At 61.7% G+C, this 14,823-nt stretch carries 14 protein-coding genes and 2 tRNA genes; 13 read left to right on the top strand and 3 right to left on the bottom strand.

Annotated elements, in window-relative coordinates; genetic code table 11:
• Positions 1-15 precede the first annotated feature (15 nt).
• The 13 genes from GSQ92_RS18025 (at position 16) to GSQ92_RS18085 (ending at position 11,205) form a co-directional block, all read left to right on the top strand.
• Positions 16-1,668 (top strand): ribonuclease J, encoded by a 1,653-nt coding sequence (locus GSQ92_RS18025; protein WP_158803620.1) that lies wholly within the window; start codon positions 16-18, stop codon positions 1,666-1,668.
• Positions 1,669-1,696: 28 nt separating this feature from the next.
• Positions 1,697-1,963: a DUF1467 family protein gene (locus tag GSQ92_RS18030; protein WP_158803621.1), complete on the top strand. Its 267-nt coding sequence runs from the start codon at positions 1,697-1,699 to the stop codon at positions 1,961-1,963.
• A 63-nt stretch (positions 1,964-2,026) separates the two neighbouring features.
• A tRNA-Val gene (locus GSQ92_RS18035) sits at positions 2,027-2,101 on the top strand.
• A gap of 51 nt (positions 2,102-2,152) precedes the next feature.
• Entirely contained in the window at positions 2,153-3,151 is a 999-nt protein-coding gene (locus GSQ92_RS18040) for an MBL fold metallo-hydrolase (RefSeq protein WP_254065697.1), read from the top strand.
• A 176-nt stretch (positions 3,152-3,327) separates the two neighbouring features.
• On the top strand, positions 3,328-4,038 hold the full coding sequence (locus GSQ92_RS18045; RefSeq protein ID WP_158803622.1) for a response regulator transcription factor: 711 nt from the start codon (positions 3,328-3,330) through the stop codon (positions 4,036-4,038).
• Positions 4,039-4,118: 80 nt separating this feature from the next.
• Positions 4,119-4,208: transfer RNA gene (locus GSQ92_RS18050), tRNA-Ser, on the top strand.
• 741 nt (positions 4,209-4,949) lie between these two features.
• Positions 4,950-5,273, top strand: coding sequence for a hypothetical protein (locus tag GSQ92_RS18055; protein ID WP_158803623.1), 324 nt, complete (start codon positions 4,950-4,952; stop codon positions 5,271-5,273).
• A gap of 526 nt (positions 5,274-5,799) precedes the next feature.
• The gene (locus GSQ92_RS18060) at positions 5,800-6,564 is read left to right on the top strand and encodes a short-chain dehydrogenase/reductase (protein WP_158803624.1); all 765 of its coding nucleotides are present in this window, start codon (positions 5,800-5,802) and stop codon (positions 6,562-6,564) included.
• A 90-nt stretch (positions 6,565-6,654) separates the two neighbouring features.
• On the top strand, positions 6,655-7,407 hold the full coding sequence (locus GSQ92_RS18065) for an ABC transporter ATP-binding protein (protein ID WP_158803625.1): 753 nt from the start codon (positions 6,655-6,657) through the stop codon (positions 7,405-7,407).
• A complete protein-coding gene (locus GSQ92_RS18070) occupies positions 7,400-8,092 on the top strand; it encodes an ABC transporter ATP-binding protein (protein WP_158803626.1) in 693 nt (230 codons plus the stop codon). The genes GSQ92_RS18065 and GSQ92_RS18070 overlap by 8 nt, the downstream gene beginning before the upstream one ends.
• 42 nt (positions 8,093-8,134) lie before the next feature.
• A complete protein-coding gene (locus GSQ92_RS18075) occupies positions 8,135-9,367 on the top strand; it encodes an ABC transporter substrate-binding protein (protein ID WP_159013810.1) in 1,233 nt (410 codons plus the stop codon).
• A 14-nt stretch (positions 9,368-9,381) separates the two neighbouring features.
• The gene (locus GSQ92_RS18080; protein WP_158803628.1) at positions 9,382-10,269 is read left to right on the top strand and encodes a branched-chain amino acid ABC transporter permease; all 888 of its coding nucleotides are present in this window, start codon (positions 9,382-9,384) and stop codon (positions 10,267-10,269) included.
• Complete coding sequence (locus tag GSQ92_RS18085; protein ID WP_158803629.1) at positions 10,270-11,205, top strand: branched-chain amino acid ABC transporter permease; 936 nt, start codon at positions 10,270-10,272, stop codon at positions 11,203-11,205. It begins immediately after the preceding gene.
• 12 nt (positions 11,206-11,217) lie between these two features.
• On the opposite strand, the gene GSQ92_RS18090 is transcribed toward GSQ92_RS18085, so the two are convergent.
• The 3 genes from GSQ92_RS18090 to GSQ92_RS18100 are packed head-to-tail and all read right to left on the bottom strand — an operon-like array spanning position 11,218 to position 14,790.
• Entirely contained in the window at positions 11,218-12,225 is a 1,008-nt protein-coding gene (locus GSQ92_RS18090) for an ABC transporter permease (RefSeq protein ID WP_158803630.1), read from the bottom strand.
• A 23-nt stretch (positions 12,226-12,248) separates the two neighbouring features.
• Positions 12,249-13,292: an ABC transporter permease gene (locus tag GSQ92_RS18095; protein WP_254066643.1), complete on the bottom strand. Its 1,044-nt coding sequence runs from the start codon at positions 13,290-13,292 to the stop codon at positions 12,249-12,251.
• Positions 13,273-14,790, bottom strand: coding sequence for a sugar ABC transporter ATP-binding protein (locus GSQ92_RS18100; RefSeq protein WP_159013812.1), 1,518 nt, complete (start codon positions 14,788-14,790; stop codon positions 13,273-13,275). The genes GSQ92_RS18095 and GSQ92_RS18100 overlap by 20 nt, the downstream gene beginning before the upstream one ends.
• Positions 14,791-14,823 lie beyond the last annotated feature (33 nt).

The raw sequence follows: 14,823 nt of genomic DNA on the forward strand, positions 1-14,823 counted from the left end.
AAGGACTGACCGACTATGGATATTGATGAGAACGACCTCGCCTTCCTTCCTTTGGGAGGGACGGGCGAGATCGGCATGAATTTGAACCTGTACCGTTGTAATGGGCAGTGGCTGGCGATTGATTGCGGCCTCGGCTTTGGCGGCCCCGAGCATCCGGAGGCCGAGATCATGGTTCCGGATCCGAGCTTCATCGCCGAGCGCCGGCAGAAACTCGTTGGCCTGATCATCACTCACGCCCATGAGGATCACATCGGCGCCGTCGCCTGGCTATGGCGCCAGCTGCGCTGCCCGGTCTATGCGACGCCCTTCACCGCCGCCGTACTGCGCCGGAAGCTCGGGGAGGCAGGGCTGCTGTCGGAGGTGCCGCTCAAGGTGGTGCAGCCGGGGCAGACGCTTGATCTCGGCACGTTCCACGTCGAGTTCATCCCGATGACGCACTCCGTTCCGGAGGCGCAGGCTTTGGCGATCACCACACCCTATGGTCTGGTCCTGCATAGCGGCGACTGGAAGCTCGATCCCGATCCGCTGGTCGGGCCGCTCTCCGACGAGCCGGCGCTGAAGGCGCTGGGCGATCGTGGCGTGCTGGCGATGATCGGTGATTCCACCAATGCCTTGGTGGAGGGGCATTCCGGCTCGGAGTCCGAGGTCCGGCGTGCGCTGCCGGCGCTGATTCGCGGGCTGAGCGGGCGTATCGCGGTAACATGCTTCGCGAGCAATGTCGCACGGGTGGAGACAATTGCGCTTGCCGCTCAGGCGGTAGGCCGTCGCGTAGCGGTGGCGGGTCGCAGCCTTCGCAATTTGGAGCAGGCCGCGCGCGAATGCGGCTATCTCTCGACGGTGCCGCCCTTCCTGAGCGAGGACGCGGCAGCCGACATTCCCGACGACAACCTACTGCTCATTGTCTCGGGCAGCCAGGGCGAGGCGCGTAGCGCCATGTCCCGCATCGCGGCCGACAGCCACCCGCGCATTGCGCTGGGCGAAGGCGACACGGTGATCTTCTCAAGCCGGGTCATCCCGGGCAACGAGCGCGCTATCAGCACCGTGCAGGACAATCTGGCTCGCCGCGGCGTGCATCTGATGACCGACGACGACCACATGGTCCACGTCTCCGGCCACCCGGCGCGCGACGAACTCCGTCGTATCTATGAGTTGGTGCGGCCGACCCACGCCGTGCCGGTCCATGGCGAGTGGCGCCATCTTGCCGCCCACGCCGCATTGGCGCGGGAAGAGGGGTCGCGACCCTATATGCTGGAAGATGGCGACATCCTGCGGCTGGCTCCGGGGCAGCCGCGCGTCGTCGATAGCGCTCCGGTCGGACGGCTTGTGGTCGATGGCAATCGGCTGGTGCCGGTTTCCGGCGGCCTCATGGCGGCACGGCGGCGCATGTTGTTCAATGGCGTCGTCATCGGCAGCCTGATGGTCGATTCCAATGGGCGGGTCCGGGGTGAAGCGCAGATCAGCGCACCTGGGCTACTCGACTCGGAAGACCCCGAGACCGCGCGCATGGCGGCGGAGTTCGCGGCCGCGGTGGATGATCTGCCAGGTGCGATGAGGCAAGATGATGTGACGCTCGCCGAGTCTGCGCGGGCTTCGCTCCGCCGCACGGTGGGCCGCAGGCTGCAGAAGCGGCCCTTGGTGGATGTGCATCTGATGCGAATCGCGGTCTAAACCGTACCAAGCCTGAAAGGTCGCGAAAATGGCGTGGTTCACCGGCGTGGTGCTCTACGTTCTCATTTGGTGGTCCCTGCTTTTCGCTGTGCTGCCCTTCAGCAGTCCGGCGACGAGCGAGGCCGATCCGGTTTCCGGCTGGCGGGGAACGCCGACCCGCCCCTTCATCAAGCGCACGATCCTGCGCACGACGGTCATCACGACGATTGTGTGGCTTTGCGTATGGGCCCTGATCCATAGCGGCTGGATCAGTTTCCACCATGGTTGGTTCGCCATGACGGAGGACCAAGGGTGACACGGCGGCAGGCTCTTGCGGCGGCCGTGTGCAGCGGCTAGGAAGTCGCCGCATCGGGTTCGTGGGCGCATAGCTCAGCGGGAGAGCACCACCTTGACACGGTGGGGGTCACAGGTTCAATCCCTGTTGCGCCCACCACGAACCGACCGGCAGCCATCCGAAGCCTTTAGCGCTTTCGCGAAGCGAGGCATGCCCTGTCCCCCGGACCCTCCCATTAGCCCCCCTCAGTCTGACCATTTCGACGGCCGGCGCTTCCGCAATCCCGGGACCTCGTCACGGTCGGGTGGGTTGCTGGCGGTGCTGAAATGGCAGATGCGGCGCGACCGTGTACGATGGCCGGACAGCATCGTCGATCCTCGCTACAATCCACCTCCGGAGCCCAACTCGCCTAGGGATATCGTTGCGACCTACATCGGCCATTCGACGTTCCTGCTCCGCCTCGGCGGCCTCACGATCCTGACCGACCCGATCTTCAGCCTTCGCTGCTCGCCTGTTTCCTGGGCAGGCCCCAAGCGTGTTCGGCCTCCCGGACTGGCGCTCGCCGATCTTCCGCCCATCGACCTGATCCTGCTGTCTCACAATCACTATGATCATATGGACCTACCGAGCCTTCGCGCCCTTCGCAGCCGAGGGGACACGGTCGTCGTCACGACACTGGGCAATGGGCCACGCCTGAGGCGGCTGGGCTTCACGCGCGTGGAGGCCTTGGATTGGTGGGGCAGTACCCAGATCGGTGACGCAAGGGTAACAGCGACGCCGGCGCGTCATTTCGCCGCCCGCACGCTTTGGGATCGCAATCGAACACTGTGGTCCGGCTTCATGATAGAGGCCGCAGAGCGACGATTGCTCTTCGCGGGCGACTCAGGTGCAGGCGGACATTGGGCCGAGATCGGGAAAAGATTGGGGCCACCCGATTTGGCCCTCTTGCCGATCGGAGCTTATGAGCCCCGTTGGATGATGGCCCCCGTGCATATGAACCCGCACGAGGCCGTGCAGGCTCATCAGGCACTTGGGGCACAGCGTTCGATTGGGATGCATTTTGGGACGTTTCGGCTCACGGACGAAGCGGTCGATGCCCCCGTTCAGACGCTCTCCGTTGCACTGAAGGCGGCTGCAATAGAGCCGTCCCAATTCTCAACCCTGGGCTTCGGTCAAAGCATGGTTGCAATAAAAGATGACGCCGACTGAGACAAAGCTAATTTCCTAAAGGTATCGTTCCGCAAGAATTTGCTTGCGGAGACGATTCATTGATAAATCGGACGAAAATTTCTAACAGTATATTTTTTAATACATTTCAATTTATTTTCGTCGTTGACCGGCACACGCGGAAGTAGCACTCTCTTCACAACCTAGGAGTGCACCCCATGCGCATCGTCTTGGTCGAAGATGAACCAAATTCAGTCGCGGCCGTCATGCTGGCTCTCAAATCCACGGGGGCGGTCGTCGAACACGTCGAAACAGGGGAAGAAGCCCTGCTTCTCGCGAAACGATACGATTATGACCTAATGATCCTGGATCTTATGCTTCCAGACATGGAAGGTTATGAGGTCATCCGGCGGCTACGCTGGGCGCGCCTTGATCTCCCAATCCTTGTCTTGTCAGGCCTTACCCGGCCGCAAGCGAAGGTGAAGGGGTTCTCGCTGGGTGCCGATGATTTCCTGGCGAAGCCGTTCGATCAGACTGAGTTGCATGCCCGCGTGCAAGCGCTCGTACGCCGCTCCAAGGGCCTCAGCCATTCCAAGATTCAGATCGGTCCCGTCGTCCTCGATATGGACGGTCACGGTGTCACCGTGAACGACCAGGACGTGCATCTCACCGAGAAGGAATATGCGATTCTCGAGCTGATGTTCCTTCGCAGCGGAACGATTATCGCGAAGGAATCGTTTCTTAACCATCTCTACGGCGGCAACGATGAGCCAGATATCAAGATCATCGACGTTTTCGTTTGCAAGCTGAGGAAAAAACTTCAGGCCGCGGGAGCCTCCAGCGTCATCTCCACCGTCTGGGGAAGAGGCTACATCGTCAAGGAGAATTCCGAAAGAATGCCCGAACGCGGCGAGGTTGTCGCGGCCTAACCGCTCACATTAGCGGCTGCTTTTCAACGACGGAAATGCGTTCTATTTTATCTTCGCGGCCGCCGGACCGGCCGTCGCGGGGATGGGTGGCCGAGTGGTTTAAGGCAGCGGTCTTGAAAACCGCCGTGCGTGCAAGCGTACCGTGGGTTCGAATCCCACCCCATCCGCCAGAGTCTATGTGTCCGACCTTGAGACTTAGGTAACGGATCGTTCCTGAGACATGGCTGACAACCTCGAGTGGAGGCGATTGTCTCATAGAGCAGCAAGCACTCGAAGCTTGGTCGGTGACATTGAGCGGGCAGCAGCATTGGCCGTCACCGAGCCTGAACTCGCCCTTGAAGTCGGCACGCAGAGATCGTCGCAAAAGGGTTTGGTCATCGATCCCCAGTTGTTCCGCGTCGTCCCGGTCGCTCCAAAATCTCATAGGGTCGGGTACGGAAAATGCGTCCATCGGAGTTCGATTTTCTACACGACATCGAAACGAAAACTGCTACCGCCGCGCTCCCGCGGAGAGCCCCCACACGAACTTCGAGTTCGCTTACGAGCACCGCTGGGCAACGCGCGGAGATGCCTGCCGCGATGCGCAAGCCCCACGCCGAAGACCTGTCACAATCGACTATAGATGCGTTCATGCGGGACTGTGGAAAGCCAATGCACAAGTCTCCAGCCACGTTCCTCGCCGGCGAGTGCCGCACCATTGCAAACGTGCATCGGTGGAAATTCCAGGAAACCCCGGAAATTCCAGTCGCGGCGTTTGCGGATCGTAGTTTGGCTCTGCTAACGAAGAGCGGGATCATCTTGTAGGAAGGCACCACGTTGAGATTTGCCAAAACGTAACGTCCTCGACATTGTCGCGATGTGCGCCGACGATTACGCTACCTACACACAAGCATAAGCGGGATTTGTGGCCGGTGTTTGAACAGTCGTCGTTTCACGTTCTTCGATATCGGCAGGCGGAACCTCATCCGGACGGAACCAGAAACCGCAACTCTTATTTTGTCGAAGTCGAGATTGGCGGCGTTGTGTACGAGGTAGGGATTGTGCGGGCCAACGGCCGTGCGCAAGTGCCCGAAAAGCTAAAGGGCCATCCGTTAGCCCAAGACATCAAGGGAGCCGCATTGGAGTTTGTGCTGCAAGATCTTCAAGCCAAGCTGACGGCGACTTGGCCTCGCCGCATGGGGGAGCGATTGGCGCGCGGGGTGCCCCGCGTCAACGAACCCCGCTTGGGTGAATGACATTCACGTGTCTTGCCGCCTCTACGCGCCGCATGCCTTCTAGCGGGCTATACCCAAGCTCAATTGCATTTTTTGGACGCGGACGGAAGCCGCGCTGCGTCAAGGGCGAGGCTGCGATACCTGCAGTCTTAGGTTGCAATGACGTTTCGGCACTCGCCGCAGACTTCGGGTCGCGGCAGCGGATGCAGCGACGTATAACATCATGCGGCAATGTAAGGCCGCCGCCGTGGAGCATGCCGGTGTCGCACCGGGCCTCAATGTCCCGAGAAAATCCTGCGTCCTCGCGCTACCCTATGCAACCATGGCGGGAATGCTGCGCTGCGTCAAGAAATTCAGTCGCTCGCGGACTACTGGCGGCCGGCAGGCGATATATCACCGATCGGCCCGGCCCGTCTCGGGGGTCGCGTGTTGCCGCCGACCGGATTGTCACTGCAGAGTTCGGTTGAGGTGTGTAGGGCTTTCAGGCGGGGTGCGGTTAACCTGCCCGAGCTTAGACCGCCCGCCTGGGGTCATTCTGGAGTGGAAGATGGATTTGCAGCTTGCCGGCAAACGCGTCGTTATTACTGGAGGCTCGAAGGGCATCGGCCGAGCGGCTGCGGAGACGCTTGCCGCGGAAGGATGCGAGTTGCTACTCGTCGCGCGTGATCCGGCTGCTCTGAACGAGACTGCAGCCGGGATCCGGGAGCGCTTTCAGGTGGCTGTCTCCACATTTGCGATTGATCTTTCCAGCGATGCGGCGGCACGCGCTGTCGCTGAGACGGCTGGGGACTTCGATATATTGGTGAACAATGCGGGCGCGATACCGCCGGGGACGCTCACTGCCGTGGATGACGCCACTTGGCGCAAGGCCTGGGACCTGAAGGTGTTCGGCTTCATCTCCCTCAGCCGGGCGGTGTATCCCATGTTGGCGAAGCGAGGCGGCGGGGTGATCGTCAATGTGATTGGCTCGGCCGGGGAACGATTCGATCCTGCCTATATCACGGGCTCGGCCGGCAATGCCGCGCTGATGGGTTTTACGCGGGCCTTGGCCGGCGGCAGCCATAAGGATGGTATTCGGGCGGTTGGCATCAATCCTGGGCCAGTTCTAACCAAGCGGCTGGAGATGCTGCAGCGTGCGCGGGCCGAGCGCGAATTCGGGGATGCGGAGCGCTGGCCGGAACTGCTGAAGGGCATGCCCTTCGGTCGCCCAGCTTCCCCCGAGGAAATCGGCGCCGCCGTGGCATTCCTGGCGAGCCCGAGATCGGCCTACACCTCGGGCACGATTCTCACGATTGACGGCGGCGGCCGATAGGGCGGGACTAGATCGTCTCCGTGGATTGCGCCTCTCGGGGGTCTATGCGACTTATTTTGGTAAGGCACCGACAACGCGGGAAGAGACAATTTGGCCGAAGCGATCCTGGAGACGGCCGGTCTGAGCAAGGTCTTTGGCGGCTTCTCGGCGGTCAGTGATGTCAAGTTACGGATTGAAACGAATAGTATTCACGCGCTGATCGGACCCAACGGCGCCGGCAAAACCACTTGCTTCAATCTGCTCACGAAATTTCTTCAGCCCAGCGCGGGCACGATCCATTTTCAAGGCGAGGATATCACGAGGTTGAAACCCGCCGACATCGCTCGTCGCGGTCTGGTTCGCAGTTTTCAAATCTCCGCGGTGTTTGGCCACCTAACAGCCGCTGAGAATATTCGCATCGCGCTTCAGCGGAAACGAGGGCGGAGCTTTGACTTCTGGCGGTCGGATGCCGTGCTTCGCCGGTACAATGATCGCGCGCATGAACTGCTTTTCGATGTCGGGCTAGCGGATGCCGCGGCAACCCCGGCGGCGGAACTCTCGTACGGTCGCAAGCGCGCGCTGGAGATAGCGACGACGCTCGCATTGGATCCGGTTCTAATGCTGCTGGATGAGCCAACGGCGGGCATGACGGAGGCGGACGTTCTCCGCATCGTGGCGCTGATCGGCCGCATCAGGGCCGGTCGCAGTATCCTTATGGTGGAACACAATCTCTCGGTCGTCTCCGGTCTCTCGGACCGAATCACCGTGCTGACGCGTGGGAGAATTTTGGCGGAAGGGGACTACCAGACAGTTGCCAATAACCGTGACGTGATCACGGCATATCTGGGAACCGACTATGCTTGAGGTCCAAGGCCTCAACGCCTGGTACGACGAGAGCCACGTTCTCCACGGGCTGGATTTCGAGGTGCGTGAAGGCGAGGTGGTCACTCTGCTTGGCCGAAATGGCGCGGGCAAGAGTACAACGCTGAAGTCGATCATGGGTCTGGTGCCGCGCCGGGAAGGCAGTATCAAGTTTCGCGGCGAGGAACTCGTTAATGCGCGGCCCGATATCGTCGGCCGGCGCGGCATCGGATTTTGCCCTGAGAATCGCGGCATTTTCGCGGGTCTGAGCGTCACGGAGAATCTGCTGCTTCCCCCCATTGTCGCCCCAGGCGGGATGACGATTGACGAGATCCATACCCTCTTCCCAAACCTGAAGGAGCGTGCCCGTAGTCCGGGTACGAAACTTTCCGGCGGCGAGCAGCAGATGCTTGCGATCGCCCGCATTCTTCGCACGGGCGCGAAGCTTCTTTTGCTTGATGAACCAACGGAAGGTCTCGCCCCCGTCATTGTACAACAGATCGGTTTAATGATCGCTGAGATCAAACGCCGTGGCTTCACTGTGCTTCTGGTCGAGCAGAATTTTCGCTTTGCATCCAAACTCGCTGATCGCCATTACGTCATCGAGCTCGGCCAGGTCGTCGATATGATACCGAACCACGAACTCGGAGCCCGCATGGGCGAGCTGCAAAAGAGGCTCGGCGTCTGACGAGCCGCTGACGTCGCGTTGAATAGCAAGGGAGAAGTCAAAATGGACGTAACAAGACGCACGATCCTCGGCAGTGCCGCGGCGGCTACGGCCGCCAGCTTGCCGATTCTAAAGGCCCGCGCTGCCGGAAAGTTCCTGACGATCGGCGTTTGCAGCGATTTCTCCGGCACCTATAGCGATGTTGGCGGCGAGACATCCGTCGCCTGCGTGCGGCAGGCATTGGAGGACTATGGCGCCACCGCCAAAGGCTATAACGTCAAGGTCATCAAGGGTGATCACCAGAACAAGCCCGATGTCGGCGCTGGGCTGGCGCGTCAGTGGTTCGATAGCGGCGTCGATCTGCTCATCGATGTTCCCAATTCCGCCGTCGGACTGGCGATCGCGGGCGTCGCGGCAGCCAAGAACAAAGCCTATATCAACTCGAACGCGGCCACTTCTGCCCTGACCGGGCCTAAATGCAACGCGAATACGATTCACTGGACCTATGACACCTATATGCTCTCGCATTCCACCGGTGGGGCAATGGTGGCGGCTGGCGGCAAGAGCTGGTTCTTCATAACCGCCAACTATGCCTTCGGGCAGCTGCTGCGCGACCAGACCTCGGCGGTGATCAAAGCGGCTGGCGGCACGGTTGTCGGTGGTGTCGCCTACCCATTTCCGCAGACGACGGATTTCTCGTCTTTCCTGGTGCAAGCGCAGTCCTCGGGGGCGCAGGTTCTTGGGCTTGCGAATGCCGGCAAGGATACGGTGAACTCGATCAAGCAGGCGCATCAGTTTGGCATCACGCAAAGCGGGATGAAGATCGCCGGTTTGCTGATCTACCTGAACGATGTGCATGGCATGGGCCTGGACATCGCGCAGGGTCTTGTCCTGACCGAGAGCTTCTACTGGAATATGAACGACAAGACGCGGGCCTTCACCAAGCGCGTCCTGCCGAAGACGCCGAACAACTATCCCTCCATGGCGCAGGCTGGCTGCTATAGTGGTACGCTGCATTTTATGAAGGCGGTCGATGCGATCGGCATTGACGCGGCCAATAAGAGCGGTATCGCGATTGTCGAGCAGATGAAAAAGATGCCCACGGATGACGATGCCTTCGGACATTGCTCGGTGCGCGAGGACGGGAGGTTCATGTGTCCATCCTATCTCTTCCGCGTGAAGAAGCCCGGCGAGAGCAATATCCCCTGGGATTACTACGATCTGCTGCACACAACGCCGGCGGACCAGACCTTCGCCCCACTGGCGACTGAAGGCTGTCCTCTTGTGAAAGCCTGAGGGCAGCGCCCGCCATGGTGATGATCTTCGGCAAGCCGCTGCCGTTGTTGTTCGGGCAGCTCCTGCTCGGCATCATCAACGGCTCATTCTACGCGATGCTTTCGATGGGGCTCGCGATCATCTTCGGCTTGCTGAACATCATCAACTTTGCCCATGGCGCGATGTTCATGGTGGGCGCTTTCGTTGCCTGGGGGCTGTTCACCTATCTGGGTATCGGCTTCTGGGCGGCGCTGGTCTGCGCCCCCATTATTGTGGGCGTTTTCGGCTTGCTTCTGGAGCGGGCTTTCATCAGGCGGATCTACAAGCTCGATATTCTCTACGGCCTTCTGCTGACCTTTGGCATGGCTCAGGTGCTGCAAGGTCTGGCCACAAACTACTTCGGCAGCTCTGGGGTTAGCTACAATGCGCCGAACGCCCTTTCGGGCGTGCTGAAGCTCGGCTTCATGTATCTGCCGGTCTATCGCGGCTTTGTGGTGGTTGCCGCAATCATCATCTGCTTCGTGACCTGGTTCGCGGTCGAGAAAACGCGGCTCGGGGCTTTGCTGCGCGCGGCCACCGAAAACCCGTCGCTCGTGCAATCCTTCGGTGTGAACGTGCCACGTCTCATCGCACTCACCTTCGGCGCCGGTGTCGCCCTCGCGGCCCTTGCGGGCGTGCTTGCGGCGCCGCTCTATTCGGTCAATCCGGATATGGGCGCTCAACTTATCGACACCGTTTTCGCGGTCGTCGTCATCGGCGGGATGGGCTCGATCGGTGGAGCGATCCTCACGGGATTCGGGCTTGGCATCATCGAGGGTTTTACCGACGTGTTTTATCCGCAAGGCTCGGCGGTCGTTGTGTTCGTGGTGATGGCGATCGTGCTGCTGGCCCGGCCCGCCGGCCTTTTTGGCAAGGTCGCCTGAATGTTTGGCCTGACGCGACACCAGTTGCTGGGTTTCGCCGTCCTCGTCGTCGTGGTGATCGCGGCGCCCTTTGTCCTGTATCCGATCGTGGTCATGCAGGTGATGTGCTACGCGATCTTCGCCATGGGAACGAATCTCCTGATGGGCTCGGTGGGGCTGCTGTCGCTGGGACAGGCGGCCTATTTCGGTCTGGGCGGCTACGTCGCCGGCTACCTTGTGGAATCCCTTGGTCTGACGCCGGAGGTTGGGATCATCGCGGGCGCTCTCGCGGGGGCCGCGCTTGGCACGGTTTTCGGCTGGCTCTCGATCCGTCGGCAGACAATCTATTTCGCGATGATCACGCTGGCCTTGGCGCAGATCATTTATTTCTTCGCCGTGCAGCTGACCGATTTCACCGGTGGCGAGAACGGCATTCAAGGCATCCCGCGCGGCAAGCTTTTCGATGTCTTCCCGCTGACCAGAGATCTCGCGATCTATGTCGTCGTCGCGGTCATTTTTCTCGCCGCGTTTCTATTCGTCTATCGTGTGGTGCATTCGCCCTTTGGCCAGGTCGTTAAAGCGATCCGGGACAATGAGCCGCGCGCCATTTCGCTCGGCTACAAAGCGACGAACTATAAGTGGGTCATCTTCATCCTCGCCGCGACCCTTGCCGGTATCGCGGGGGGAACGAAGGCCATGGTCATGGGCATACAAACACTTTCGGATGTGGGCACCAGCGTCTCGGGGCTAGTCGTGCTTATGGTTCTGCTGGGCGGGATCGGGACTATTTTCGGACCGATCATCGGCGCTTTGATCGTCGTCGCGATGCAGTATTATCTGGCGCCCTTCGGGGCTTGGGTCGTGGTGATCCAGGGCGCTATCTTCATGATCTGCGTGCTGGTTTTCCGCAGAGGTATCATCGGCGAGCTGGCCTATCGGTTGCGCGCCGAATTATGACGTGCTGCCGGACTACCGCTCCGCGTCTTCTCGCCCGTACAGCAACAACAGCACGAGAATGATCACGCCGTAGATGATGCTGCGCCCGTATTCGGGCATGTTCATCGCCATAAGCACGCTGACCAGCGTCACCAGGCTGATCGCGCCGGCGGCACTGCCGATATAATTTCCCCGCCCGCCCAGGATCGACGCCCCACCGATCACCACGGCGGCGATCGATTGGAAAAGATAGGGGTCGCCCATGCCGAGCGCCGCCTGTCCGCCATAACCGACCAGCACGATGCCGGCCAGGGCGGAGAAGAGGCCGCTCAACGCATAGAGTCCGATCGTGCAGGTCGTGACATCGACGCCCGCGAGGAAACTGGCGCGGGGGCTGTTGCCGATCGCGTAGGTCCGGCGGCCGAAGGTGGTCATGCTCAGGACGACCGAGACGAGCACGATCACCACCAACCACAGCAGCAGCGCGGTCGGGATGCCGAAGAGCGAGTCATGCACCGCCGCTTGAACCACCGGCGGCGCGTAGGAGCCACAAGCGGCGCAGGTCATCCCGCCGCTGAAGCCGAGCGTGAGGCCCTCCATGATGCCGTTCATGGCAAGGGTCATCACCACCGCCGGCACACCGAGCAGGACGATGCCGGCCCCATTCAGCATGCCGACCAAAGTCCCCATGCCGAGAGTCAGTAGCAAAGCGGGAATGGCGCGGGCGTTACTCCCCAACGAGGAGGTCACCATGAGGATGGAGGCGCCGTTCAGAACCCAAGGCACTGAAAGGTCGATACCGCCGATCAGGATGACGAAGGTTTGCCCTGCCGCCACGAGACCGACGAAAGAGGCGATCGTCAGCACGGCGCGAATACCAGAGGGGCTCGCGAAACCCGGCCGCACCGCCTGGCCGATCGCGAACAGCACAATGGACGCCAAGAGCGCGTAGAGGATGCGGCGCCGCGTGGGTGAGCCGAGGAGGCGCAGAAGCAGAGGCGCGTCTTGGCCTGTTGGCACGGGAGTTTCGGGTCCCGGCATTACGGGCTCCGCTGATGACGCCATTAGTAGCGCCTCCGCAATAGATGGCCGATGCCACCGACCAGCACGACGGCCGCGATCAGGAAAACGCCCTCGTAGAAGCTTTGATACAGGGGGTCGATATGCGCGAAGAACAGAATGTTCACGATCATGCTGCTGACGAAAGCGCCGAAGATCGCGCCGATACCGCTGCCGCGCCCGCCGAATAGGCTGACGCCGCCCAACACAGCCGCGACGATCGAGGTCAGCGTATAAGTATTGCCGGCGGTGGCGTCTCCGGCGGTCGCGGTCGCCGCGAGAAACAGCCCGGCCGCGCCGGAGCAGACGCCGCCCAGCACGTAAGCCAGGATACGGACCGACGCGACTGGCACGCCAATGGCGGCGGCGCCGGCGGCGTCATTGCCGATCGCGTAGACGCCGACCCCGAAACGCGTGCGGCGGAACATCCACCACATGACGGCCAAGGCGACGAGCCACAATACGGAGGTCGGCCAATTCGGATTGGCGAGCAGGTTGGTGTAGCCCTGCGGCACCGCACCTCCCGGTTGGGGCAGGACCCGAATCGCTATGCCCTGGAAGATCGAGAGTGTGGCGAGCGTCACGAGGATCGGCTGCAGCCGCCCGAGCGTCACGAGAAGGCCGTTGATCAACCCGCAGACTCCGCCGACAGCCAGCACCAGAAGGGAGCCCAGGATCATCGTGCCGATCGAGCCAGTTCCCGGCTGCCCGGCATGTCCCCAGGCGGAGCCGTCGAGCGTGATCGCGGCGAGCCCATTGGTGAGGTCAATCACGCCGCCGACGGACAAGTCGATGCCGCGTGTCAGCACAACCAGAGTTTGGGCAACGGCCGCCAATACCAGCGGCAAGGTGGAGTTCACGGTCGAGGTCAGCTCGAAACCGCCGGGCAGATGGCGCTGCGCGATCAGAAAGACCACACAGTAAAGAATGACCGCGATGCCGAGCATGGTCGCCGCGAGGAAAAGCCCGGCCTCCTGCGCTAGCCGGTGAACCCAGCGCGGCCTTCTATTGTCCGACACGGCGCGGGGCTTAGGCGGCAATTCGATCACGCACGGCGGCCGAGACGATAATTTCGGCATCGAGTTCCGCGCCGCTCAACTCGGCGGCGATCCGGCCTTCGCGCATCACCAGCACGCGGTGAGACAAATGCGCCAATTCCTCGGCGTCGGAGGAATAGAGCATGATCGCGCGGCCTTCCTTCGCAAGTCTCATAATAAGTTCGTATATTTCATGCTTGGTCGCGACATCGACCCCGCGCGTGACATCGTAGAGCAGGAAGATGTTCGGCTCCGCGAGCAGCCAGCGGCCGAGCAAAACCTTCTGCTGGTTGCCGCCACTCAGCGCGCCTACGGGGTTCGATAGTCCGGGCGTTCGCACCCGCAGCCGGTCGATCAAACCTTGCGCGAGTTGCCTTTCCCGCACATGCCGCAAGATCGAGAAGCGCGCCAGGCGGCGCAGCACGGCGAGGGTCGCATTGTCCCGCACGCTCATCGCGAGGAGCAGCCCTTCGGTCTTGCGGTCCTCAGGCACCAGCGCGATTCCGTGGCGCATCGCCTCCCGCGGATTTCGGATGCGAACCGCTTTGCCGCCGACCTCGACAGTGCCCGCTATCATCTTCTCAGCGCCGAAAAGACTAAAGAAGAGTTCGCGATGACCGTGCCCGGCTAAGCCCCCAAGCCCGAGGATTTCACCTTTGCGCAGCTCCAGCGAGACATCACGCACGCCACGCGCATTGTATGACTTGAGGGCCAGTGCGGGAACGGCCGGCGGCGGCGGCGGGCGCTGGGGATAGAGCGCCTCAAGCCGGCGGCCGGTCATGAGCGTGACCGCGTCATCCTCGGGCAATTCCTTGAAGGTCCCGACATTGCGCCCGCTGCGAAAGACTGTGATGCGGTCGGCGATGTCGCGGATTTCGTTCCAGCGGTGGGAGGTAAAGACCAGGGCCGTGCCACAGTCGCGCAGCCGCCTGATCTGGCCGAAGAGCCACACGACCTCGCGCTCGACGAGGGAGGATGTCGGTTCGTCGAGGAACAGGATGTCCGGTTCGTAGCTGATGGCGCGTACGATCTCGACAGTCTGGCGCTGAGAGAGAGGGATGTCCTCGACCAAGGCGAGCGGATCGATGTGCTCCGCCCCGAGAGCCGCCAGGGTGTCTTCCGCTCGCCGTTCCATGCCGCGGCGGTCGATCAGACCTAGGCGCGACCGTGGTTCGCGGCCGATCATGAGGTTCTCGGCGACGGACATCCAGGGCAGCAGCGTCAGTTCCTGGAAGACCGTCCAGACGCCGAGGCGATGGGCGGCGTCCGGACCTGCGAATTTTACCTCCCGGCCGCCGACACTAACGGTTCCGGTATCGGCGCGCGTTCGGCCGCCCAATATCTTGATGAGCGTGCTTTTGCCCGCGCCGTTTTCGCCGACCAGCGCATGCACCTCACCCGCGACCGCCGAGATCGAAGCGTCATTCAGCGCATGGACGCCGCCATAGGAGCGGCTGAGCCCGCGACCCTCGATCGCGGGCTCAGCCTGAACGCCGTCTAACTCAGCCATCCCGATCCTGCTCGCGGGTCGCGGCCTCGGGCG

Origin of the sequence: Acidisoma sp. S159, from assembly GCF_009766125.1 — a bacterium.
Classification (GTDB): Bacteria; Pseudomonadota; Alphaproteobacteria; order Acetobacterales; family Acetobacteraceae; genus Acidisoma.